This is a genomic window from Clostridium sp. 1001283B150210_160208_E6 (genome assembly GCF_015669365.1).
GTDB classification, from domain to species: domain Bacteria; phylum Bacillota; class Clostridia; order Clostridiales; family Clostridiaceae; genus Clostridium; species Clostridium paraputrificum.
Genome location: NZ_JADPAA010000014.1, coordinates 1 through 25,366 on the forward strand (window position 1 = coordinate 1; position 25,366 = coordinate 25,366).

Sequence of the window (25,366 nt, forward strand, 5' to 3'; positions counted from 1 at the left end):
TAAGCTATACGGTTGGCACTATCAGCCCCCGTTACGGACTTTCACCGATTAGTGTACGCCCATGCTGGGCGCACTTAGAAAAAAAGAAACACCAATAACGGCGCTTCTTTTACTTCATTTCATTTATTATAGTTTGAATAAATTTTACATTCTTAATCTTAATATGTAGATAAATAAATGTGCAGGAAATAATTCCTCCAATAGTTCCACAAATAATATCCCACATAGTATCATTTAATGATCCGTTCTGAGCTGTTAATCCAAATATACTATCAGTTGCAAACTCCCATAATTCCCATATGCCTGCACAAGCAACAGAAAATAAAAATGGAAATGCCACTAAAATAATTGGGTTAATAGATTTGTTGTTCTGATCTCCACATAGATACACACAATAAATAAGTCCATAGAATGCTAATAATATTCCAGACGCAAAATGTAAAATCTTATCATATGACTCAAATGCATAAAAGTTCATTACATTAGCTAAATACATTGCAAAGAATATGAATACTAAAGTAACAACATAAGCTCCTTTAGATTTTCTCAAAAATGTTTTTGAAAATAAAAATCTTGCAGCAAATATAGTTATATATATTAGCCCAACTCGCCATAACTTTTCCCCGTCTCTATAGAAATAGTCCCACACAAAAGTCACTGCTAAAAGTACATAAAATATATATGTACATACTAAATGATAACCTAACCTCTTCTTCATATCTAATCTCCTATATCTCTATTACATTTATATAATAATGTATAAAACCAATTTAAACAACTTTCCCTTGTCTCTTTAATATGATATAAATCAAGTAGGATGATATTGCTCCTACAACTATCCCACCAATATGTCCATAGTTATCTATATTAGGCATACTTAATCCAAATAAAAGATTAATACCAATAACAAAGAGTAAATTTGAAATTGCTCCTTTTTGTATTCTTCCTCTTTCCTTATAAGCATATACTAAAAGCGCACTCAACAAACCAAATATAGCTCCAGAAGCACCAACTGATAAAGATGTTGGAGCTAAATAATAGCTTAAAATGCTACCTCCTAATCCAGATAATGAGTAAATTATAATATATGCTTTTTTACCATATAAATCTTCTATCTGTTTTCCTATAATGTACAATGCATACATATTAAATGCTAAATGTACTATTCCACCATGTAAGAAATTACAACTTATCAATCTCCACCATTCATTAGTAAAATACATAAGAGGTCTATACTTTGCTCCCATCTCTAATAATACGTAAGGATTTATATCAAAAATATTTCTTGATTTTAAAGCACATATAATAAAAAGAGCCACATTAACAATAATCAGTGTATATGTTATATAATATCTTTTAAACTCACTTACTATCTTTTCATCATTACCTGTAACATTTCTTATTATTCCTACAATAGGTTCACATCCTTGATCACAATATAAGATTTTCCCAGATGAGTAATCTACTACAACTTTATTATCAATAGAATATGAAGGATTATATATACTCTCGCTTGTAAAAACTATAGTATGTAAACTAAATCCCTCCCCCTTTTGCTTAAGATAATATAACGCTTCGTTATAATCTATATTTTCATACTTATCATCTGTTAGTATTATTGCATAAATACCTTGGGGAAATCTTTTTAATGCAATAGTCATTTGGGTATTCCTATACTGACTGATATAAAACTCTACATAAAAACCTTCTTTAGCTGTAATATAACTAAAGAACTTATCTTTCAATCTATTCATATTCCTCTCCTCATCACTTTATTATGTAACACTTTTTTTATATAATTATATAATAGACCTCGTTTAAGGAGAATACACATGAAAACAAATAAACTTAATAAAATATTTAAAAATATACTAATACTATCTAGTGTAATTTCGCTTTTAGCAGCTTTTTTTATAGAAGAATACAAACCGTTTTCCCTTACTGATATACTTTTTTTGACAATATTAATAATACTACTTGCTCTTCTACTGTGTTGGAAAAAGCAAGTTACAAATACACCTATTCTCTTTTATGATTTTATACTTATTTCATCCGTTTTTATTTATGACTTAAAAACAACCCTAATTATATTAATAGTTAGCGAATTGCTAAAGAAGGGAATATTATACTTTTACTATAAAAAAACATCTTACTTCTTTAATAGTCCTGAGTTTAATGAAGTTTTAATTATAATTAACTCTCTATTTTTAGCAAATGGTGCCTTTATAGTATTTTCTCACTTTATTAATGATGCACCCTTACTATTTTCACAAATAGTAATATTTAATATATTTCAACACATATTTTATCTATTATTAAGATATTTGAGCTATATTATTCCTTTAACAGAACATGAAAATAAACACTTACTTGATAATGTTATATCTATACTTATAAACTTTGCTTACTCTACAATTTTTACATATTTAGGGCTAGTACTTTATACAATATTAGGTTATCCACCTATCCTAGCCATATTTCTGTTAAACACTACAATATGTTATTTATTTATAAAAAATTATAGAATTAATTCTAACAATAGATTTTTAAGTAAGCTTAAAGATAGTTATTTGATATCTCTATCTCCAAATAATAACTTTGTAGAAAAAATTTATAGTTATATAGATGTAATAAGCGAATTAATTCCATCTTCCCTTATAAGCATCTATCCTATTTTCGAAAATTATAGGTATGTATTTCCTATTTGTTATAGATGTGAAGAAAATATAAGTTTAAACAACTTAAAACTAGATTTAAATAATCAAAATGAATTAAAGCATATTTTGGAAGCAGAACATTCTAATATTATTAACGGATATAGACTAAAAAATAACTTTAGTTTTATTTATAACTTTAACTTATTAAATTCAAACTTTATAATCGTTCCTATATGTTACAATTCAAAACCCCTTGCTTTTATCTTGATAAAGCCAAAAATTTCAAATAAATCTTATGACCTAATTAATAATTTATCAGATGTTCAACAATCTATTTCTCTACTTTTAATTCAAAACTATAAATATATAGATTTAATTCCTAAAAGTATTGAAAATATTGAAAGCTTTATTTCTTCACTGGATTTACTTATTTCAAACAAGGTTTCTTTTACATTAAATATAATTGAAAATAACTCCCAAGTAGATGTAGAAAAGCATATAATCAAGAACTCTGATAGGTTAGATAAAGTATTTTTATCTAATAGCAATCACATTTATGTAATTCATGCAATTAAAGATAGTACAAATGTAAGAGATTATATGAAATCATTGACTCATGATAATCCAGATTTATCTTTTTCAACATTTGAATTTCCTATAGATATTAATAATATAAAAGAAATAATTACGATACTAAAAACATCCTTTTAAGAGCAACTAAAATAAAATTAGTTGCTTTTTTATTTTTCTTGAGAAAGAACGTATATTCGTATATAATATAAGTTAATATAGGAACATACATTCTCTATTAAGGAGGTACATTTTTCATGGACCTTATGGATAAATTAAAAATTCTTTCTAATGCTGCTAAATATGACGTTTCATGTTCCTCTTCTGGATCAAAAAGAAAAAACAAGATTAACGGCATTGGAAATGCATCTGAAAGTGGAATATGCCATAGCTTTACACCTGACGGTCGCTGTATATCTTTATTAAAAATACTTTTTTCTAACGATTGTATCTATGACTGTAAGTACTGTATAAATGGATATTCCAAAGATTTTCAAAGAGTTAGTTTTACACCTAATGAGGTGTGTGACTTAACTATAAACTTTTACAGAAGAAATTATATTGAAGGATTATTTCTTAGTTCAGCTATAGTAAAAAATCCAAATTATACAATGGAACTTCTTTTAAAAACAGTAAAAAAGCTTAGGTTAGAAAAAAACTTTAATGGCTATATACATTTAAAAGCTATTCCTGGAGCTGATGAATACTTAATTAAAGAGGCAGGTTTATATGTTGATAGAATGAGTGTCAATATAGAATTGCCATCAAGTAATAGCCTAAAACTACTAGCTCCTCAAAAAAGTAAAGAAAAAATACTTTTGCCAATGAAAACTATTAAAAATTCTATCATTAACCATACAGAATTAAAGAAGAATATTAAATCTACTCCCCTTTTTGTTCCTGGAGGACAAAGTACTCAACTTATAGTAGGTGCTACTCCCGAAAGTGATTATAAAATACTAAATTTAACTCAATCTTTATATGATAGATTCAAGTTAAAGAGGGTATATTTTTCTGCATATGTACCAGTTATAAAAGACAACCCACTTTTACCTCAAATCACTCATCCTCCAATGGTTAGAGAACATAGACTTTATCAAGCTGATTGGTTGTTAAGATTTTATGGTTTTAAAGCTAGTGAATTATTAAAAAATGAGAATGATAACTTTGACTTAAATTTTGATCCTAAAACTTATTGGGCATTAAATAACTTTAATGAATTCCCTATAGAAATTAATAAAGCCTCTTATGAAACTTTACTTAGAATCCCTGGAATTGGAGTAACATCTGCAAGAAGAATAATTAAAACAAGAAGAGTTTGCAGATTAACTTATGAGGATTTAAAAAGATTAGGAATTGTTTTAAAAAGAGCTAAATACTTTATAACCTGTTCAGGTAAATACTATGGAGATGTTGCCTTTGATGATCATAGAATAAAGAAAAAACTATTATCTCAAAATACAAAGAAAAATTCACCTGAACCAAATCAAATTTCTTTTTTTGATGACTATAATAATGATAATTCTACATCATCTGGAATTATTCTTCCATCAACTAATATTAATATATTAAGTGATAGATTATCATCTTTTAACGGGGAGTTATAATTTATGAAGACATTTTTATATGATGGTACCTTTGAAGGATTATTAACAGCTATATATGATAGCTTTTACTCAAAAGTTCCTCCTATTGGTATCTTTAAATCTGAAAGCTACAGTGCTCTATTATTAGACGAAATCATTTATATAAAAACTGATGAAATCAAAACCAAAAAGGTAATGAATGCAATAATAACAAAAATTGATTCCAAAACTTTACAAAACTTGTATATAGTCTTTCTTAGTAATAACAAAGATGCTGGTACTATAGCACTAAAATATACAAAAACTGCTTTTAAGCTTGGAAAGGATATTCATGCTTTTCTTAATTTAGATATAGTAAAAATAGTAGAAGATATTAGAAGAAGGGTTTATCTAGAAGCTCATAGGTTTGAAGGATTTATACGTTTCTCTTTAATTGAAAATAAATTCTTATACTCTTCTATTGAACCTGACAATGATATCTTAGAACTAATTGCCACCCACTTTAGTTCCAGATTTTCTAATGAGTATTTTATAATTCATGACATAAATCGTGAAAAAGCTTTAATATATAATAAAAGATCCTGGGAAATTGTTAATATGACAGTAGATGACTATAACCTTTTTAAAGGTACTAAAGATGAATACGTAGATTTATGGGAGTGCTATTTTGAATCTACTACAATAAAGGAACGTAAAAATTCTAAATTACAAAAGCGCATGATGCCTCTAAGATATTGGAAACACTTAAGTGAGTTCCAATAGAAATGACACTAAAATAATACTATAATAAAGTATAGTTATATAATAGAAAGGGATGTTTTTATGTTAAAGATATCTTCTATAAAAGGGGGAAATAAAATGTGGATAGTTTTTGCTTTATTATCTGCTCTTTTTGCAGCATTAACCTCCATTCTAGCTAAAATAGGTATTGATGGTGTAAATTCTAATTTAGCCACTGCAATTCGTACAGTTGTTGTACTCATTATGGCTTGGGGACTAGTTTTCCTTACAGGTCAACAATATGGAATTAGCAATATTACAACTAAAGGATGGATATTCTTAATATTATCTGGAATAGCAACAGGTCTATCTTGGTTATTTTATTATAAAGCACTTCAGTTAGGAGAAGCTTCAAAAGTTGTACCAATAGATAAATTTAGTGTTGTTATTAGCATGGTTTTAGCTTTTGTAATCCTAAAAGAAGCCATAACAGCTAAAACTTTAATAGGTGGACTACTTATTACCATAGGTACTTTCGTTTTAATATTATAATATTTCTTTTAAGAATGGATAAGCTATTAGTGTACAAACTTTTAGTTGTTCTAGGAGGAAGTTTTATGGATAATAATAAAAATAGACTTAAAGATCATCCTAAATCTAATGCTGAACTTAGGAAAATGTATTCTGAAGCTGGGTCTGAAATAGGTATCGAAAACGGTAAGAAAATAGGTGCCCATGCTAATGGTAAAAAATACACTAAGAGATCTAAGTTATCTCATAATAAATAGGAGGAATCAATATGTCATGTAATTGTGGTTGCAAACATAAAAAAACTAAGTCTGATCCTACTTCATCAAACTATTCTAAAGAAATAAATAATAAGGCTCATCAAAAGAGTCCTTTTGGAGAAGATGAACCTTCAACTCACACAACCTATAAATAATATAAGGGATGTAGTATAGCTACATCCCTTATATTATTTATAGGTTCTTCTATTTATTTTTAACTACTTTTCTCTATTTTCTTGTAATATCTTCTTCAACTTATTTTGAACTAACCAAAGACTTTTTTGCTTTCTATTATAAGCTACCATCCTATTTTTATTATTTCTATTCTCTTCTAATAATCTCATATATTCATTATCTGCAATTTTTAAAGCATCTTCTATAACCAAAAGTTCTTCCTTACTAAACATAAAAATCCTCCTTATGAATATGAAAATCTTTAGATATTATATCATATACATTAAGGTTATTGAATTTTTATTTTATATACTTTGATATTTCCTATTCTCAATTTTAATATATCTCCTGCTTTTCTACATTATTATAGTTTCTGTAGCCATTTTTTATAATCACTATCATTACTATTTTTTAATACTAGCTCTTTTCTACAATGTTCAAGTTCTGTATTCATATCATATATTTTATATAATAATGGCATCATTTTCTCTGATAATCCAAGCTCATCCTTCTCCTTAAATAGGGTTAAAACCTCATTTTTCAGTTCTAAGTATATTGAAGAACCATATTCCTTAGCAGCAGCTATGCCTGATAGCAAAATAAGCTTAAAATGTGGATAATCCATATTTTCAACTGCTACATTCAAATACCAGTTTAGAATATTTCTTTCTCCCCATAAGGAGTCCTTCTTACAGTATTCATTTCTCACTAAACTTTGGCTTAATAATTGAGCTAATGATTGTATATATAAGCTAACTAAATTATCTTTTGGAGTTTTATAATACTCCTCACAATGTACTAATTCAACCTTTAGGCTATCTATTATTTCCCTAATCATATCATTAAATTCACTACCAAAACTTATTTTGTTTAAATTCTTATTTATTTTAAGCTTATTTTCAAACTTATCATAAATATAACTTTCTATATAAATAGAATCCTCTTCTTCTCTTATTCCACCTGTAACTATATAATCCCCATCATTTTTAACCAATAAATCTTTTACATAATCGTCTTCATATAGTTTTCTTGATACTATTGGTCCCACATCTTTTATTGTAGGTATTATAACATTTAAGCATAACCCTGTTTCATGTTGTATTTTTTCTCCTAAATAAAATGGAAGAGCCCTTGTTAACCTTCCTATTGAGTCTTCTCTTTGAATATGACCTTTACTTTCCTCTTTTATCCCTTCATTTGCATAAGCTAAAACTATAACCTTTTTGCAATCCTTAGATTTTTTAGGAAGTAACCAAGTTGGTTCCCCTAAAGAGTAATACCATAAAGGAGAATCATATGTTAGTAAAGATATAGATATTTCACCTAACTCTTCTCCTGTTGATTCCCCCTTCATTTTTTCAAATTCATTATATATATTCATAAGATAGTTCTTTAAATCAGGTCTTTCTAACTTTAAAAGCATGCTTAAAAGTTTCTCCCCATTTTCAATATCTTTTGTAACTAAATAACCTCTTAGCAAATTCATTCCCATATCAATTCCATGAATATCTAATTTATATATAGGAGACATCATTCTAACCATAATATCAGCATATCCAGAAGCCCCTAAATCACCTGAAATTATAGAAAGAGCATACCCATTATCCTTTACTATTTCCATTATGCTTCTATATTCCTTTAATGCCTTGTCTATTTCTTTATTATCTAAGTACATTTTCCCCTTTAGCACTTGAGGAAACCAGCTTCCACTTACCTTACTCACTTCATCTAAGATTTTAATTTCAGCTTCCTTACCTTCTTTTTCATTATAAATTGCTTTAAGCCACATTAATCCATTAGTTTGATTGGGCTCTAGATATATACCCTCCCATAAAGTATCTAACCCCTTATCTTCATGTCCTTGTCCATAATACACCTTTGCCAAATTAGTAAGTATAGTGCCTGTCTTCCCATACTTATCTATATACTCAAGTAATACATTTTCAGATTTATCATATTGTAATAACTTCATATATACTATAGCTAAAATAGTATATCCTCTTTCTTTTATCCTATCTATTTCTTTTAAATGTTCAGCATACTCAACTACTTCATTTATAAATCCATCATTTATAGATGATAGTATTATATTGTATAGTGCATTATCATCATCTTTGTATTTCTTTAGCTGATCAGGTAATATTTTTGTTTTCCATTCATTCTTAGAGATAACTATCTTTCTTCCATAAGCATCATAGCACTCTATTGTTTCTTCTTTTATATTTGCCTCCACTTTTACTTCTTCCTTAATAATTTTCCTCTTTTTTAACTTGTCAATTATCCCCATAGTATCCTCCTATATAAATTCTCATTATTATTTTACCATTAATTGATTATATGAAAAAAGTTGGGTGGATATTTATTTTGCTTGTTCCGTCAAAACAAATATCCACCCCACTCATACTAAAGGTAATAAAAAAAAGAAACTGCCTTAACAGTTTCTCATAATTTATTATATATTACTTTCTATCTTTGAAACATTTCTGCTCTTCTTTTCTTAGCTACATAATTAGTTATTCTCATCTTTATTCTTGCAAATTCTTTAACTTTATAAAATGCTATTACATCTCTTGTAAATAAAAGTGCATCAAATAAAAAATATTTTAAATCTTTTATATTATCATCCTCAGCTTCTATAGCATTGCATTTATCAAACAGATACTCTAAATTACTCTTGAAAGATGACAACATATTAATTACTGTTTCTTCATCTTCACCATCAAACTCTTTTTTAGCTAAATCTTCTACATAAATAACTAACATATTATTTAAATTATTATATTCATTATATATTTCTGCTATGTTCATCTACTTCTCCTGCCTTATTATTAAACTAAAAAAGGTGTTACAAGATTATCAATCATTTTGTAACACCCCTTTATTATTCTTGACCCTTATCTAAAACCTTCTTTAATTGTTCTAAACCAAGTATTAATGCTCCTCCTAATAAGAAGAATAAAATACTGAACTCCCCAAATCCCATTGGAGCTTCAGGAATTTCTAAGGTAGTTGGCCCCATAACAACTGCGTATAATGACCCAATCATTAAACCAATAATTGTATATATTACCTTGGATCTATGGTTTGCTAATAAATATCTAAGAAGTCTTATAATACTTACTATACCTGTAATTACTCCTAGCCCAAAAACTATAACTATTGGTAAATAGCTAAAATCAAATTTAATAACACTTTTTACAGCTGTCATAATTGGAGCGTATATTCCAAATATTAATAATAGTGTTGAACCTGATATACCAGGTAATATCATAGCACAAATTGCTATAGCTCCAACTACAAATACATACGCTATTAACCCAATATTTAAATTGTCTAATGAAAGATTTGTACCAGTTCCACCACTTGTTGCTGGATTAAAATATGTTATTGCAGCAACTAATAAAATACCTATTACTGCAAAAATTATATTCTTGTACTTACCTACTATTTCTGCCTTTTCTTCTCTAAATATTAATGGTAGAGAAAAAATTATAAACCCTAAAAATAAAGAACTTATTTTGTAAATATGTGTTGTAAACACTGATGATATAAATAGCACTGCTAGTACCATACCTACAGCCCATCCGATACCTATCTTTATTAAGAACTTTAATGACTCTAATTTTTCTTCCTTATTACTCTTTGTTGAAACTAGAGAATTTAATGAATTAATAAATTTATCATAAAATCCTAATATAAAAGCTATAGTCCCACCTGAAACCCCTGGAACACTATCAGCTAAGGCCATACAAAAGCCTCTTATAAAATTAATAATGTACACCTCTTACTTCCTCCGATACTACTATTTTTACTTATTTTAAAATTTGTCACTAGATTTAATTATATTGTCAAAATTTAAAAAATACAATTCATATTTAGAATCTTAAAAAAGTTTTAATATAACAAAGCTCACATTTATAATCTGCAAGCTTTATTATTAGTTTTAATTTTATAAGTTTTTATAATATTTTATTAACTCTTCTTTAGTTTTTATCCCTTTGGCTTGTGGTATCATTAATTCACCTTTATCTCTTCCATTAAGACTTCCATTAACTAAATATTCTTTTCCTACTAACTTTTGTCCCCATTCAATAATCTTATCCACAGTTGGAGTCTCAACATTACACAGTTCAGCGAAGGCTTTAATTATGCAAAGACCAAACTGAATATCTTCAACAAAATATCTAGAATTTTTATCTGGAATAAATCCTCCTTCTATCTTTACCATTGGCGAATCTATCCCTTGAAATCCTGGAGCTGTATTTATTTTTTCAGATAATTCTTTAGCTGTAGATATTCCGTATCTCTTCTTTATTTTTTCCATATCTTCTTCATAAAACTCATTATTATCATTTAATGAATTAAAAATTTCTGTTAATTCATCATCTAAATCTAATAATGTTTGAGAAGCTAAAGTACCCCACTCTTCATAAAAATATGGATTTCTTGGATATACCTTTTCTCCTTCAACATAATCATTAAATAATTCATATAATCTTGATGGATGCATTGTTGGATTTGATGGTGACAATGTTATAGCTAAATAATTACTTAAAGGTAAACATGGAATATCAATAAAGCTTGTCATAACCTCACATACCTTATCAGAATACTTGCTTGGTATAACTCTTAACTTCATAAATTCATTTTTTTGCTTTAATAGAACACACTCACCGTACTTTTCTAATCTAATAATTGAAGGTACTCTTTGACTTCCAAAGAAAATACAGCCTTTCTCTAGTAATTCATCTATTAAATATTCCTTACCTCCAAAACCTGGTATAACTCCAACTACAGTTCCTTCCTTTAAATATGGAATTATTTTTTTCAGTGTTTCTTCTATCATAAAAGATGGATATGTTATTAATACATAATCTGCATTTTTAACTGCCTCTTCATAACTTGATGTTATGGAATGTACCTTAACATTATGTCTTAAATTTTTTTCCTCTTCTACTAAAGTTATTTCTTCCTTAAAAACTTCTGGCTTAGATGTATGAAGCCATACCTTATTTCCTTCTTTCATTGATATATAAGTAGCTAAATATGTACCTATATTTCCCGCTCCAACAATACAAATATTCATAAAATCATCCTTCCTAATATTGTGAATATATCTTAATAACAAATAATAATAAAAAAGGAACTCTATAAGAGCCCCTTTTTATATCATTAAAATTTTTTAATTAAAACTCCTCTAACATATCTAACAATTCATTAAATCTATGGATTGTAGCTTCAAGGGGCTCTGATGTTGTCATATCAACTCCTGCATCCTTCAAAATATCTATTGGATACTTGCTTCCACCAGCTTTTAAAAATCCTTTATATTTTTCTACTGCATTTTCTTTGCCTTCTAAAATAGCATTTGCAAATGCTGATGCTGCTGCATATCCAGTAGCATATTGATATACATAGAAGTCTGAATAGAAATGAGGTATTCTTGCCCATTCCATATCTATATCTTCATCAACTACCATATCTGGTCCAAAGTAATTAGCATTTAACTCATGCCATTTTGCTGAGTAATCTGCAGCTGTTAAAGCTTCCCCTGCATTTAATACATTATGTGTATATAGTTCAAATTCTGCAAACATTAATTGTCTAAATACAGTAGTTCTAATTTGTTCTAATTCTTGGTTTATTAAATAAAGCTTCTTTTTCTTATCTTGTTCTTTTTCAATTAAATAATGAATTAGAAGTGCTTCATTTGTTGTTGATGCAACTTCTGCACAGAATAAAGTATACCCTGCATAGTAATATGGTTGAGTTTTTCTTGAATAATATGAATGTAATGAGTGTCCCATTTCATGTACAAGAGTTGAAACATCATTTAATTCGTTATGGTAATTTAGTAGTACATATGGCATGGTGTCATATCCACCCCAAGAATAAGCTCCACCTCTTTTACCCTTATTTTCATATTTATCAATCCAACCACTATTAATACCTTCATTAAATAGATTTAAATATTCTTCTCCAAGTGGTTTAAGACCTTCATTAGCAAGCTTAACACCTTCATCAAATGATATCTTTTCTTTCTCTACTTCAATTATTGGTACATATAAATCATACATATGCATTTGTTCTAAACCTAAAAGTTTTTTCTTTATCTTTACATATCTATGAAGAGAACTTAAATTATCATTAATAGTCTTAATTGCATTCTCATAAACTGACACTGGAATATCATTAGGAGAAAGTGATGCTTCAATTGGTGATTCATACTTTCTTACCCTTGCACTAAAGTTAAAACTCTTAACTGATGAAGTTAATGTAGTAGCTAATGTGTTATCAAACTTCTTATATTCACCAAACAATCTTTTAAATGCAGCTTCTCTAACACTTCTATCCTTACTCTTTATAAAACTTGAGTAATTTCCTTCTGTAAGTTCTACTTCATCTCCATCTTCATCCTTTATGTTTCCAAAAGTCATATCTGCATTAGTAAGCATATTATGTATGCTTGATGGTGCATCTAAACAATCAGATGCTAATGCAAGTAATTCTTCCATTTCCTTAGTTAATATATGTGGCTTTTCCTTTAAGATATCCATTAACATAAACTCATAAATCTTGAATCTTTCGTCATTCTTTATAAGATCTTTAATAAATTCATCTGGTAATGCAAGTATCTCTGGCACAAAGAAAGCTCCATAACTTGCAAACTCAGCCATAAAAGCATCAATTTTATTCATATATGATTGATACTTTTGGTTTGAAGTATCTTCATCTGATTTCATATGGGCATAAACATATAATGTTTCTCCAAGTCTTGATACTTTTTCATTTAGCTCTAGATATTTAAGAATTTCTTCTTTATCATTTAATTTTCCAGCAAACTCTCTTAGCTTTGGACTTTCCTTCTTTAAGATATTAAAATCCTTTTCCCAAGCATCCTCATTTGCATAAATTTTTTCTAATTTCCACTTATCTTCTAAGTTTATCTCTTCTCTTTTCTTTACAACTTTATTATCTTCCATATTTTCGCCTTAAATTAAAGGCTCCCTCCCTTCATATATTACCTTTTATATGTATTCTTCTTCCTTGCCTTCTATGGCTAAAAATACTTTTTCCATTTCTTCATTTATTAATTCTACAGCTTTATCTAATACATCTTTCATTTCTAAATGTTCTTCTTTATAAGGGAACTTAAGAATAAACGTTGGGTTATATTCATCTAACTCCTCTTCAATTTTAAAACCTTCTTCTTCAAATCTTTTTATATTAAAAAGATCATATATTGCTGAGTATTCCCATTCTTCAACATCTTTATTTGTATCAAAATATAAATTTACCTCATTATCTAAAACAAATAGCTTTTTAACATATAAAGCACCTTCATTAACTTCAAAGCTTCCAAGCTCTTTAGTTATAAATCCTGTTTCCTTATCTTTCTCCATTAAAACTAAACTTGAAAAATCCATATAATTTCTTCCTTTCAATTTTGCTTACATTATATTATCTTCCTTTATTATAGAGTTTATTAGTCAAATTAGGCAATAGTACCAATAAAAATATGATAAAAATCCAACTTTTTTAAAAGATACTCAAAATAATTGTTAAATATTGAAAAACATTTCTTATTTCATCATTTGTAAAAATATGGTAATATTTTCTTATCCAACAATAAGGAGGGTTATTTATGGAAAGACAACAAAAAGTAAGAAAAAATAATATATCAAGAGTAGCTAGATTAAAAAAACAAAGAAGAAAAAGAAGAATATCCTTATTAATATGTGGTGTATTAGTTATTGGAATTGGATTCTTTATAGGTTATAAACTTTACATAAAAAATAAATGTAAAGACCTTGGATATGCTGTTGAACACTATCTTACTTCAAAGAAAGCAGATGACGGATTGCTAAGAGTGCAAAATATGACTTTGGTTTTCTCTGATGATACTACAGCAATAGTTAAAGCTTATGGTCTTTCAAAGGAAGAGCCACACGAAAAGAGTGCTGTTGAAGGTATGTTTAGGAAGGACTCTCTAGATTCTTGGGGTTTAGAGAGCACAACTCCACTAAATACCCTTAGTTAGTATTTGCAAACAATTCGCAAATAGGTGTATAATAGGGTTAGTTAATCCAATTTATGCGTATTTATAGACCAATAATGCATAATATATAGCATATTGGTCTATTATTTTGTTAAGAAAGGATATTATGGGAGCTGATAACTTGATAAAAATTGATAATTTGAGTTTTGCTTACAACAAGAATACTTCTCCACTATTAAAGGATGTAAACTTAGATATTCCTAAAGGTGTATATCTTTCTATAGTAGGAGAAAACGGGAGCTGCAAAACTACACTAATAAAACTAATACTAGGACTACTAACCCCTATATCTGGGTCAATAACTGTAGATACAGATAATATTGCCTATGTACCTCAAAGATTAGATGGATTTAATTCACAATTTCCTATTTCAATTTATGAAATATTAAAAATACACGCAAAATCATTAAAACTAGATCCTAAATCATCTTCTATTGATGTTTTAGAAAAGGTTAATATGCTAAAGTTTAAGGAAAACTTAATTGGTAACCTATCAGGGGGACAACAACAAAGAGTTTTTATAGCAAGAGCTCTTATAGGTAATCCAGATTTAATAATCTTAGATGAGCCTTCTACAGGTGTTGATGTTAAAAATCAGCAAGAAATATACTCTCTTTTAAGTAAAATAAATAAAGAACAAGGGACAACTATAATTTCAATTGAACATAATATGGACATAGCTTTAAAATATTCTACACATATATTAACAATAAATAATGGAAAGTTAACTCTTCAATCTAACAAAGATTTTAGGGAAAACTATACACTTCCGGGGGCTTAATTATGTTTGAATTTGATTTCATGAGAAATGCCTTTATGGCGGGAGTAGTTGTTTCAGTTTTATGTCCAATCATAGGTTTATTTATAGTACTTAGACGTAATTCAATGATAGGTGATACCCTATCACATTCCTCTTTTGCTGGAGTTGCTATTGGGTTAGTTCTTGGTGTAAATCCAATTATATCAGCATTTTTATTCACTACTATTTGTGCAGTTATAATTGAATTTTTAAGAGGATATTATAAAAAATATGCTGAACTAGTTATGTCGATAGTCTTAACATTAAGTTTAGGTATAGCAATAATTTTAATTAGCACAGGAAAAGCAAATGCTAATGTTAATTCATATTTATTTGGTAGTATACTAACTGTTTCAAAAAGTGATTTACTTATTATAGCTACAGCCGGTATTATTTGTCTATTAATACTTAAAGTAATTTATAACAAGCTTATTTACATTACCTTTGATGAAGAAGGTGCAAAAACTGCTGGTATTAACGTTAAATTTATTAATTATTTATTTACTATCCTAGTAGGTGCAACAATTTCTCTTTCTATAAGAATAATGGGTATACTAGTTATTTCATCAATTATTGTTGTACCAGTTGCTACATCTATGCAACTAAAAAAGAATTTTAATAAAACTTTAATTCTGTCAGTATTATTCGGATTAATTGATATACTGCTTGGGTTAGTTTTATCCTATTATTTCAATAGTGCACCTGGAGGTACTATTGCATTAACATCAGTAATAGTTTTAGTAATTACTTTATTGCTAAAAAGAAATGATAATTAAAAAAATAAGGCTACTGTGAAGTAGTCTTATTTTTTGTTCCAATTTATGTAAACATGTGTTATATTCTTATTGAGGTGAATATATATGAACGACTACTTTAACGAAGACTTTTTAACAGATCAAGAAGTAAAAAAATCTAAGAAAAAAATTCTTATTGGTACACTAGTATCTTTATGTATATTAATATCACTTATTATATTTGCGTTATATGAACTAATATCAACTACCTCTAAAATGTTTTCTCCAAATGAAGAGTTATTATCAGAATCCTTTTCCCCTGATAATAAATATAAAGTTGAGGCTTATTTAGTTGATGGTGGAGCTACAACAGATTTTGGCGTAAAGTGTATTTTATTTGTAGATAATAAGAAATCTAAAACTATATATAGTGATTATCATATTAGAGATGCCAATATAGAATGGGTTGATAATGATACAGTTTCTATAAACTCTCATATAATCGACTTGCCTGATGGAAAATATGATTGGACCATTGATAAAACAGGGACTGATTAACAGTTTCTGTTTTTTATTTCACTATAATCAAAAAGAAACCGCTTTTGCGGTTTCATAATTACTTATGCTTTTTACATTCCTCGCATACACCTTTCATAATTAAGTTATGCTCTGTTAATGTAAATCCTGTTTCGCTTTGAACTAACTCTTCTATTTGTTTCATAGGACACGGAACTTCAATCTCTTTATGACAAACACTACATTGAAGTAAATGCTTATGTTCATCTCCTTTAATTCTATATGAAAATCTTCCATCTTTTAAGGAGAACTTGTCTATAATTCCCTTTTCCTCAAAGGCTTCTACCCCTCTATAAACAGTACTTAAGTTAATATCTACACCAAATTTCTTACATTCTTCCAATATATTTTCTACACTTAAGCTTCTATCTGCCTCATATAAAACTTTTAAAATTGCTATTCTACCCTTAGTAACCTTTAGTTCCTTACTCTTTAAAAAGCCATCAAAATTCATCATCTCACCTACGATTCAAGAATAATTAGTATATATATTATATTATATCATATGAATATATTTTTTTATTTAAAAAAATATCATCTTTATAGCAAATGATATTAATGCTATACCACCTAAGAAATTTGCATACTTTGAAATAAAACTTATCTTTCTTAAATATCTACATGAGAAAAATGCAAATGTACAAAAAAATAATGTTATCAACCCAATAAGAATAGAGTCTATAAGTAGTATAGCCAAACTTCCTACTTGGTGGAATGTTGTAAACCCAATTATCAAAGCGTCTATACTTACTGATATACCAAGTATTATTACCATACTATTTTTTATTAAAAGAGAGTTTCCCTTATCTTTCACTCCATCTATTATCATTAGTATACCAATAGCACCTACAATAATTCCTCCAAGTGCAGATGGAATAGGTAATATATATGTATCAAAATAATATCCCAATCCTCCTCCTATCAAAGTGAATAAAAATTGAAAAAAACCAAATGACAATATATATCCTATTTTCTTTTTCCTAGTTATTATTGAGTTAACTCCTATTCCTATACTAATACCAAAGGCGTCCATAGCTAAAGCTATTCCTATTACACAAACTCCAAAAACACTCATTTCTTCAACTCCATAATTTTATCTATACATTCTATAAATAGTTACACACATAACTTATTATGCAAAAAATTTTAAAAAGACTTTATTATTACTACTTTTTATTGTATAGTATTAAATAGAGTAGATGTTTTATCAAATAGTATATCACATTTAAAGGTATTAGTATAAATTTATAGATATAAGGAGAGTTAATATGCCAAATTGTATAATAGCCCAATCAGGTGGACCTACCTCTGTAATTAATTCTAGTGTTGTTGGATTAATTAGAGCTAACGAAGAATTCAAGATATTTGATAAAGTTTATGGTGGATTAAACGGAATTGAAGGAATTTTAAATAAAAACATTATTGATTTATCCCAAATATCTTCTGAAGATATAGATACATTTAAACTTACTCCATCTTCTGGATTAGGTTCTTGTAGATATAAAATGAAAAATATAGAGGAATCCACTGAAGAATACGACAGACTTTTAGATATTTTAAAGAGTTTAGATATAAAAGCCTTCTTTTATGTTGGTGGAAATGATTCTATGGATACTACAGCTAAACTTGGAAAATACGCTAAAGAAAATGGACTAGATATAAACTTTATAGGTATTCCTAAAACAATAGATAATGATTTAATGCATACCGACCACACTCCTGGATTTGGTAGTGCAGCAAAATTTATTTCTACAGCTGTTTTAGAGACATATTTAGATTCTTCTGTATACATAAATAACGGTATATTTATAGTTGAAACTATGGGTAGAGATACTGGATGGCTAGCTGCTTCCGCTTGTACAGCTAGATATAATGGTAAACCTGTAGCAGATTTTATTTATCTTCCAGAAAAAGCTTTTAATGTTGAAGACTTTTTATGTGATGTAAGAGCTAAGTTTAAGGAACAAAATCAAGTATTTATAGTTGCTTCTGAAGGTCTAAAAACAGAAGACGGAAGATTTTTATCAGAAATGAACGTAATTTCTCAAGATAACTTCGGTCACTCTCAACTTGGTGGAGTTGGACAACACTTAAGACAATTAATACTTGATGCTGGAATAACAACAAGAGTTAAAGCTTTAGAACTAGGAGTTCTACAAAGATGTGCAATGCACTGTGCATCTCAAATAGATATTGATGAAGCATTTAATGCTGGATATGAGGCTTTAAAATATGCTGCTGAAGGACATAATGGATACATGGTAGCAATAAAGAGAGAAAGTAATTCTCCTTACTCAACTTCATTCTTTTTAGTAGAAGCAAATAAAATAGCTAACAATGTTAAATACTTCCCTAAAGAATGGATAAACGAAAAAGGTAATGGAGTAACAGAAGAGGCTTATGAGTACTTTATGCCTTTATTAAATGGTGTTCCTACTTTATACAGAACTAACAACGTTCCACAGTATAAAGTTTTTACTAAATAAATACCACATATAATTTGAAGAGGATTTATTAATCCTCTTCTTCTTTTTCTTTATAAATATATAAAAACACAGGCAAGTAATATACCGAAATTATAGCCCATACAATTTGAATACATAATTTACTTATAATTTTTAAGGGAAGTATCCAAAAGATTACAGAAACCATTAAAAAAAAGCTTAGGGTTACAACTTTACTTAAATCTGTAGCCACTAGTTTTCTACCACAGTTAGGACATATAATCTCGCTAACTTTTTCCTGTTCTAATATCTGTGCAATACTTATATCATACAGACACCTCTCACATTTCCTTGTCATAACCCTCCCCCCAAAAAATTTTAGCTTCTACTTTTTCATAGAAATATCTTCTACTGCATTTAAAAAATAGTCTACTTCACTAATATCATTATATATTCCAAAACTTGCTCTTATCATTCCTGGCATTCCTTTATCTTTATCATTCATTAACATCAAAGTATCTTTTTCACTTATATTCATTAGTCTTCTACAATAAGGATGTGCACAGAACCAGCCTTGTCTTACTGATATACCATAATGTTTTGCTAATTTCTCTGCAACTTTTTGATGATAAATGGAGTCTATATTAAATACTCCAATACCTAGTCTATCTTCCCTATTTACTATATCTCCATAGGTCTTAACTCTTGGTATAGAGCATAATCCACATAACAACCTATCCCTTAGCTGAATTTCATGGTTCTTTATATTATCAAAACCAATCTTATCAAGTTCTTCTAATGCTCTTGTAATTGCTACTACCCCAAAATAATTTGGAGTCCCTGCTTCATCCTTTTCTGGGGGAGATAAATATTCTATAGATTTATCTAGTACTATATTTACAGTCCCTCCACCTTCATTATCTGGAACTTTTTCTTCAAACTCATTCTTCAGTCCAACAATTACACCAGATCCAAATGGCGCATATAATTTATGACCTGAAAAAACTAAAAAATCAATATTTTCATCTTTCTCTTTTCCACTCATATCTACCCTAATATGAGGAACCAGTTGTGCTCCATCAACTATTATCTTTGCTTTATATTTATGGACAACTTGTGCGATTTTATGAATATCGTTTATATATCCTGTTACATTTGAGGCTCCAGTTACTGTAACATATTTTACTCTACCTTTATATTTTATAAGCTTTTCTTCTAACTCATGAATTTTTAACCTACCAAGTTCATCTACTTCAATGTAGTCTACCTTGCACTGTCTTCTCCATGGTAAATCGTTAGAGTGATGCTCCATTCTTGTAGATATAACAACATCATTTTTATCTTTAATTAAAACTCTTGCCAAAGTATTAATACCATCTGTTGCATTATTTACATATATTACCGTATATTTTTCTTTATCTTTTATATTAAAAAAATCCAATAGGTATTCTCTAGTTTCGTTATATATCCTAGTTGTAACCTCAGCTTTTTGTCCTGCACCTCTGCCTATTGACCCATAATACTCACTTAAATTAATAATAGAATCTAAAACACATTTAAATGGCGGAGTTGTTGCTGCATTATCAAAATTTACCGCCCTAATTTTAACCCCTCCTAGGATTTCCACCTTAGAGTCTACTCCCATTAATATATCATGAAAGTTAATCACTTTTTCATTCATATGCATCTCCTCCACTATATCTTATTCAAAAATCTATATTTAGGTTCTATGTTCTATGAAAGGTTACAAACTCATAATATTTAAGGTAACAAGTGACTTTTTAAGTCATATAATTATATTAAACATTCTTTTGGAGGTAAGAAATGAAACCTGATGAAAAATATATGCCATCCAGTTATAGAAAATCAGACGATGACCTAAACTTTATACCTTTTACTTCACCTTCCCCACTAATTGGATGGACTCCTCAGAATTTGTTTGATGGCTCATCAGTTAATAATATTCCTAATAGTATGATTATGACACCTCAAATGAATTCTCAGTTAAATCTTCCTAAATTGGGAGTTAATCCAAATATGAACCAGCAAACACAGCAACCTAATTTATATCCTAATCAGAATAATATGGGATATAATACTCCTATTAACACATGGCAATTACCTAGTCAAGCAATAGATACCAATCCTAGCAGCATGGGCTATGGTGAACCACTATCTGCTAACTTCAATGCTAATAATACTTACAATCCAAATATTCCTAGTAATCAAGGAATTAATACTAATCCAAGTAGCATGGGCTATGGTGAACCACTATCTGCTAATTACAACAATAATCAATCTAAAAACAATACCAATACTCCTAGTAACCAAGGAATTAATACTAACCCAAGTGGCATGGGCTATAATAATCCACCATATAATAGCACTGACAACAGTACTATGAATAATACAAACACATCAAATCAAGGTACTAGTACTAATAGCTATGCTGGTGGATTACCTTCTTCAAACTATAATGCTAATAATATGAACACCATGAATTCACAAAGTCAAGGTACTGGTACTAACCCAAGTTATACTGATAATTCAGGCTATACACCAAATCTTATTAATAGCCCTAACTCTCCTCAAAACAAGGATTTAAGTATTCAGTATCCTGGTGATACTAGTTCAGATACTTTGTATTCTTACAATAACGCAAACCTAAATACTACTAATACATCAAATACTACACCTAATACATCTACTAATAATATTAATAACAATACCACCACTAACGCTAACGTTAAAAATCCAGCTGAGTTACTAAGAAGCTTAAATTTAGACGTTGATGAAGATATTGATTTAATTAGATGTTGTAAAGATGATGATATTAATAAGCTATATAAAGAAATTGAAAATGACTGTCCTGGAATATTATCTTTACTTGAAGCCTATAATATTCCCTCACCAATAGCTAAATTAATAGTAAGACGTATTATAAAAATAACAATGCGTTATTGTAAAAAGTAGGTGAAAGGTTATGATTATGTTTAATGAATTTCTTCCTAGAATAACCTCTGCAATTAGATTGTTGCATGCTGCACCTGGTGCAAATAATATTGATATTTATAGCAATGGTAACCCAATTGCTATGAATATAAGTTTCAGTAATATAACTCAATATTACAATATTAATCCTGGAAATAACGAAATTCAAATATATAAAGCAGGTACCTATGACAATCCTATATATACTGAAACCATAGATATAGAGCCTAATTCAACATCAACACTTTGCGTTGTATTACTAGAAAGTACATTGCAATTACTAAAACTAAAAGATGGTACTCCAACAAGTTCATCTAATGAATCTTATTTAAGGTTCATTAATTTATCACCTGATTCACCTTTACTAACATTATCTTTACCAAATGGTGATACTCTATTCAATGGTGTTGAATATTTAGAGACAACAGGATATTATCTACTATCTCCTGGCATATATAATCTTAAAGTTGAAGCTACTGATGCTACAGCATTAAGTAAGTTTATAAGTGAAATTACATTAACAGGTGGTTTCTTTCACACCTTATTTATAATAGGATTATTTGATGGTACTCCAAGAATTGGTTCTTTATTTGAACAGGATGGTACTAAAAAGTAACAAAAAAAGAAGTTCGCTTTGCGAACTTCTTTTTTACTAATCCTCCCCAAATATTAAGCTCTTAAGCCATGCAAAAAAGCCCTTCTTTTCTTCCTTAACTTCCTTCTTTTCTTCTTTTGCTTTATCTTCTATCTTTACTTCATCTGTCTTCATAATGAACTTAACGCTTCCGTCCATCTCTTCTCCCTTACCTGTAAATGAAGAAAACTCTTTTGAAGCTTTAACTAATTCATCCTTTGCTGCAATTACATCATCTATTGAAGATATAGTATTATTACCTTCTGTATATAATTTATTTATTCCATCATCATGGAAAGTCTTCATTCCATCACTTAATTCTTTACTTCCTGTAGATAATTCACTTATTCCTTTTTCTAGTGATGGTAGTGCAGAAATTAAATTTCTTGCTTGAGATACATTACCACTCCTTAATGCATCATTAGTAATTCTTAATATATCCTCACTATTTCTCAAATCATTTTGCATAGACATTAATTGTGAAGATAAACTTCTAATTTTTTCAACATCGCTAGGCTTTGTATCTTTTAATAGTCCCTCTAATTCTGAAATCAATTCACTAGAGCTTTCTATATCAGCTTTAAACTTAACCAAATTATTTTTTAATTCAGTATTATTACTTAATCCACTTACTAGTGCAGTTATATTTTCAATATTAGACTTATTAGTTTCCAAATCCTTTGCTAAATTATTTATATTATTTAATGTTTCTCCTATTGCAGATAAATCTTCATCCGATAAACTCATTATTCCCTCCCCAAAAGACTTAATTAATCCTTGAGTTGTTGGGTCATTAACATCATTAAAGAATTTACCTAGAGCATTAACACTATCTTGATTTGATAGTACATTACTTGTAGTATCTATTAATGGTTTCATGCTCTCCATAGACTTTACACCCTGAAGAAGAGAAGGTAGTGTTGAATTATATTCATTAATTTTTGCCCCATCTTGTGCTAAAGCATTAGAACTTACAGAAGATATATTTAAACTATCAATATAGTTAATTAATGATTTTGCAACTTCTGCACTACTTTGAGAATATACAGCATTAATCATATACTTTAATTCCTCTTTCTTTTGGGCAAATCCTGTTTCTCCACCTTGTGATGCAGCAGCTGCTAGCTGAGCTTTTAGTATCATATAAGATGATGCATATGCTGTCATATCTCCTTGTAAGCTTTCTAATTTGCTAGAACTATCTATAAGAGATGATGCTGTTTTTAAATTCTTATTTAACCCATAAAGGTAATTTGATGTTCCACCTGCGCTCTTTATCTCTCTACTTATCTCTTCTATAATAGGAGATGTAGCTGTTTTAGCAACATTAACGTCTACTAGTAATCCTTGTACAACCTTTATATTTGTAGGATTTACTTGAGATAAAAGTTGTTGTAACTTTATCTTTGTAGTTTTGTCAATGCTATCATATCCATCTTTTGTCTTAATTATATCTGACATTAATCTAGTAAAATTATTATCCTTTTCTAAATCTTCTATCATATTTAAAGTGGATGATAATAGTTCCTTATTCTCTTTAGTTGCAAGCCTTTGATAGTCTTTCATTAAGGTCATAGCTTTATTAACATTTTCAGCATCTAACATAGAAATCAACACATTTGCTTGATGAAAATCTATATCTTTAGCAAAATATGCATCCTTTATTAATTTTCTAGCTCTTTCAGTCTTATCTTCATTAGTTATTAAAGACATCTTCTCTTGTAAGCTTTGAGTTTTCAACAAATTACTAGCTGAAATAAGTTTTGTCTTTGCTAGGTCTATTCCATCTTTTAACTTTCCAGTTCCATCTAATAACTTATCACTACCATCCTTTAATTGATTCAAGGAATCTTTTAACTCATCAATAGAGTTAGCCTTGTCGAGTGCGCTTAAATCTGGTAGTTCAGGTGTTGCAGTTATCATTATTGGACCCATTTCAAAATTATCTACATCTGCTTCTACAACTAATTTATCCTTTAAGTCTACTCCAATATCTAGATTATCTATTCCTAGACTTTCTTGTAAACCTGGAAATGCAACAAAGCCAATTATATTATTATTTCCTTCAGAAATTGTTACACCACCATCACTTTTAACATTCTTAAACTTATCTACTGGCAATATAATAGAAGATGCTGTTGTAAAAGGTGTATATATCTTTCTAGTTTTACCATTTATGCTTGTCTCTTTATAAATCTTATTCTTTATTTCTAGTTCAATTTTAACCCTACCTGTTTTTCCTGCTAAATCTTCTGCTTTAATTTCTTCTCCATCTAATGAATACTTTATACTTACATCTAAAGGTAACTCTTTGTCAGTTTTTCCTTGATAATATATATCACTGCCCTCTACCTTCCAAGTTAAATTTTCACCATCTTTAACTGGTTCATCATCAGTCTTTACATTTTTTATATCACTTAAAGAAGATTTATCTTTAACTTCTAAATTTGACTCGCTTGAATGTATCCAATTAGATACTGTACTCTTTTCTAATTTTCCATCTGAACTTAAATTTACAAATACAGACTCATCCTTTTTTATTTCTACTGCTGGTACTACTGTTGTACTCATTATTGTTGCTGCCACTACTAATGCAACAACCTTCTTAGACATTGCTTTTCTCATATTTAATTC

At 28.6% G+C, this 25,366-nt stretch carries 27 protein-coding genes; 13 read left to right on the forward strand and 14 right to left on the reverse strand.

Annotated elements, in window-relative coordinates; all coding sequences use genetic code 11:
* Window positions 1-109 precede the first annotated feature (109 nt).
* Window positions 110-718 (reverse strand): hypothetical protein, encoded by a 609-nt coding sequence (locus I4V16_RS13490; protein ID WP_111937770.1) that lies wholly within the window; start codon window positions 716-718, stop codon window positions 110-112.
* Between the two features lie 52 nt (window positions 719-770).
* Window positions 771-1,754, reverse strand: a complete 984-nt coding sequence (locus tag I4V16_RS13495) for a rhomboid family intramembrane serine protease (protein ID WP_195572310.1) — start codon at window positions 1,752-1,754, stop codon at window positions 771-773.
* A gap of 78 nt (window positions 1,755-1,832) precedes the next feature.
* Between I4V16_RS13495 and I4V16_RS13500 the strand changes: the two genes are divergently transcribed.
* The 6 genes from I4V16_RS13500 to I4V16_RS13525 all read left to right on the forward strand — a co-directional run bounded on the left by I4V16_RS13500 (window position 1,833) and on the right by I4V16_RS13525 (window position 6,476).
* On the forward strand, window positions 1,833-3,368 hold the full coding sequence (locus tag I4V16_RS13500; protein WP_195631990.1) for a hypothetical protein: 1,536 nt from the start codon (window positions 1,833-1,835) through the stop codon (window positions 3,366-3,368).
* Between the two features lie 116 nt (window positions 3,369-3,484).
* Window positions 3,485-4,834 carry a putative DNA modification/repair radical SAM protein gene (locus tag I4V16_RS13505; RefSeq protein ID WP_195572314.1) on the forward strand — a complete coding sequence of 450 codons (1,350 nt, stop codon included), beginning with the start codon at window positions 3,485-3,487 and terminating at the stop codon, window positions 4,832-4,834.
* 3 nt (window positions 4,835-4,837) lie between these two features.
* Entirely contained in the window at window positions 4,838-5,575 is a 738-nt protein-coding gene (locus tag I4V16_RS13510) for a TIGR03915 family putative DNA repair protein (RefSeq protein ID WP_195572316.1), read from the forward strand.
* 96 nt (window positions 5,576-5,671) lie between these two features.
* A complete protein-coding gene (locus I4V16_RS13515; RefSeq protein ID WP_049178606.1) occupies window positions 5,672-6,085 on the forward strand; it encodes an EamA family transporter in 414 nt (137 codons plus the stop codon).
* 14 nt (window positions 6,086-6,099) lie between these two features.
* Window positions 6,100-6,321 carry a hypothetical protein gene (locus I4V16_RS13520; protein WP_165438816.1) on the forward strand — a complete coding sequence of 74 codons (222 nt, stop codon included), beginning with the start codon at window positions 6,100-6,102 and terminating at the stop codon, window positions 6,319-6,321.
* 11 nt (window positions 6,322-6,332) lie between these two features.
* Window positions 6,333-6,476 carry a hypothetical protein gene (locus I4V16_RS13525; protein ID WP_165438817.1) on the forward strand — a complete coding sequence of 48 codons (144 nt, stop codon included), beginning with the start codon at window positions 6,333-6,335 and terminating at the stop codon, window positions 6,474-6,476.
* Window positions 6,477-6,539: 63 nt separating this feature from the next.
* Here I4V16_RS13525 and I4V16_RS13530 read toward each other — a convergent pair whose 3' ends face one another.
* The 7 genes from I4V16_RS13530 to I4V16_RS13560 all read right to left on the reverse strand — a co-directional run bounded on the left by I4V16_RS13530 (window position 6,540) and on the right by I4V16_RS13560 (window position 13,922).
* Window positions 6,540-6,728, reverse strand: coding sequence for a hypothetical protein (locus tag I4V16_RS13530; protein WP_027099457.1), 189 nt, complete (start codon window positions 6,726-6,728; stop codon window positions 6,540-6,542).
* A gap of 131 nt (window positions 6,729-6,859) precedes the next feature.
* Window positions 6,860-8,782 carry a hypothetical protein gene (locus I4V16_RS13535; protein ID WP_111937765.1) on the reverse strand — a complete coding sequence of 641 codons (1,923 nt, stop codon included), beginning with the start codon at window positions 8,780-8,782 and terminating at the stop codon, window positions 6,860-6,862.
* 179 nt (window positions 8,783-8,961) lie between these two features.
* Window positions 8,962-9,303, reverse strand: coding sequence for a hypothetical protein (locus I4V16_RS13540; protein WP_111937764.1), 342 nt, complete (start codon window positions 9,301-9,303; stop codon window positions 8,962-8,964).
* A 73-nt stretch (window positions 9,304-9,376) separates the two neighbouring features.
* Window positions 9,377-10,276: a DUF368 domain-containing protein gene (locus I4V16_RS13545; protein WP_049178590.1), complete on the reverse strand. Its 900-nt coding sequence runs from the start codon at window positions 10,274-10,276 to the stop codon at window positions 9,377-9,379.
* Between the two features lie 168 nt (window positions 10,277-10,444).
* Entirely contained in the window at window positions 10,445-11,581 is a 1,137-nt protein-coding gene (locus I4V16_RS13550) for an NAD/NADP octopine/nopaline dehydrogenase family protein (RefSeq protein ID WP_195963546.1), read from the reverse strand.
* Window positions 11,582-11,681: 100 nt separating this feature from the next.
* Window positions 11,682-13,478 carry an oligoendopeptidase F gene (pepF, locus tag I4V16_RS13555; protein ID WP_195966891.1) on the reverse strand — a complete coding sequence of 599 codons (1,797 nt, stop codon included), beginning with the start codon at window positions 13,476-13,478 and terminating at the stop codon, window positions 11,682-11,684.
* Window positions 13,479-13,523: 45 nt separating this feature from the next.
* Window positions 13,524-13,922: a DUF6762 family protein gene (locus tag I4V16_RS13560; RefSeq protein WP_049178593.1), complete on the reverse strand. Its 399-nt coding sequence runs from the start codon at window positions 13,920-13,922 to the stop codon at window positions 13,524-13,526.
* Between the two features lie 218 nt (window positions 13,923-14,140).
* Here I4V16_RS13560 and I4V16_RS13565 point away from each other — a divergent pair, with 218 nt between their 5' ends.
* The 4 genes from I4V16_RS13565 to I4V16_RS13580 all read left to right on the forward strand — a co-directional run bounded on the left by I4V16_RS13565 (window position 14,141) and on the right by I4V16_RS13580 (window position 16,645).
* Window positions 14,141-14,536 carry a hypothetical protein gene (locus I4V16_RS13565; protein ID WP_049178594.1) on the forward strand — a complete coding sequence of 132 codons (396 nt, stop codon included), beginning with the start codon at window positions 14,141-14,143 and terminating at the stop codon, window positions 14,534-14,536.
* A gap of 139 nt (window positions 14,537-14,675) precedes the next feature.
* Entirely contained in the window at window positions 14,676-15,335 is a 660-nt protein-coding gene (locus I4V16_RS13570; RefSeq protein WP_049178608.1) for a metal ABC transporter ATP-binding protein, read from the forward strand.
* 2 nt (window positions 15,336-15,337) lie between these two features.
* Complete coding sequence (locus I4V16_RS13575) at window positions 15,338-16,129, forward strand: metal ABC transporter permease (protein WP_049178595.1); 792 nt, start codon at window positions 15,338-15,340, stop codon at window positions 16,127-16,129.
* 84 nt (window positions 16,130-16,213) lie between these two features.
* On the forward strand, window positions 16,214-16,645 hold the full coding sequence (locus tag I4V16_RS13580; protein ID WP_111937760.1) for a DUF5412 family protein: 432 nt from the start codon (window positions 16,214-16,216) through the stop codon (window positions 16,643-16,645).
* 58 nt (window positions 16,646-16,703) lie between these two features.
* Here the strand turns inward: I4V16_RS13580 and I4V16_RS13585 are convergent, their stop codons facing one another.
* Window positions 16,704-17,117 carry a Fur family transcriptional regulator gene (locus I4V16_RS13585; RefSeq protein WP_049178596.1) on the reverse strand — a complete coding sequence of 138 codons (414 nt, stop codon included), beginning with the start codon at window positions 17,115-17,117 and terminating at the stop codon, window positions 16,704-16,706.
* A 69-nt stretch (window positions 17,118-17,186) separates the two neighbouring features.
* Window positions 17,187-17,738, reverse strand: coding sequence for a manganese efflux pump (locus tag I4V16_RS13590; RefSeq protein ID WP_111937759.1), 552 nt, complete (start codon window positions 17,736-17,738; stop codon window positions 17,187-17,189).
* Window positions 17,739-17,931: 193 nt separating this feature from the next.
* Between I4V16_RS13590 and I4V16_RS13595 the strand changes: the two genes are divergently transcribed.
* Window positions 17,932-19,149 (forward strand): 6-phosphofructokinase, encoded by a 1,218-nt coding sequence (locus tag I4V16_RS13595; RefSeq protein ID WP_049178598.1) that lies wholly within the window; start codon window positions 17,932-17,934, stop codon window positions 19,147-19,149.
* A gap of 28 nt (window positions 19,150-19,177) precedes the next feature.
* Here I4V16_RS13595 and I4V16_RS13600 read toward each other — a convergent pair whose 3' ends face one another.
* Window positions 19,178-19,465 carry a hypothetical protein gene (locus I4V16_RS13600; RefSeq protein WP_049178599.1) on the reverse strand — a complete coding sequence of 96 codons (288 nt, stop codon included), beginning with the start codon at window positions 19,463-19,465 and terminating at the stop codon, window positions 19,178-19,180.
* Between the two features lie 27 nt (window positions 19,466-19,492).
* Complete coding sequence (locus I4V16_RS13605) at window positions 19,493-20,794, reverse strand: aminotransferase class V-fold PLP-dependent enzyme (protein WP_111937757.1); 1,302 nt, start codon at window positions 20,792-20,794, stop codon at window positions 19,493-19,495.
* 137 nt (window positions 20,795-20,931) lie between these two features.
* On the opposite strand from I4V16_RS13605, the gene I4V16_RS13610 reads away from it, so the two are divergent.
* Window positions 20,932-22,080, forward strand: coding sequence for a hypothetical protein (locus tag I4V16_RS13610; protein WP_195542300.1), 1,149 nt, complete (start codon window positions 20,932-20,934; stop codon window positions 22,078-22,080).
* A gap of 10 nt (window positions 22,081-22,090) precedes the next feature.
* Window positions 22,091-22,714 carry a DUF4397 domain-containing protein gene (locus I4V16_RS13615; protein ID WP_195966892.1) on the forward strand — a complete coding sequence of 208 codons (624 nt, stop codon included), beginning with the start codon at window positions 22,091-22,093 and terminating at the stop codon, window positions 22,712-22,714.
* A gap of 36 nt (window positions 22,715-22,750) precedes the next feature.
* Here I4V16_RS13615 and I4V16_RS13620 read toward each other — a convergent pair whose 3' ends face one another.
* On the reverse strand, window positions 22,751-25,357 hold the full coding sequence (locus tag I4V16_RS13620) for a hypothetical protein (protein WP_195966893.1): 2,607 nt from the start codon (window positions 25,355-25,357) through the stop codon (window positions 22,751-22,753).
* Between the last annotated feature and the right edge of the window lie 9 nt (window positions 25,358-25,366).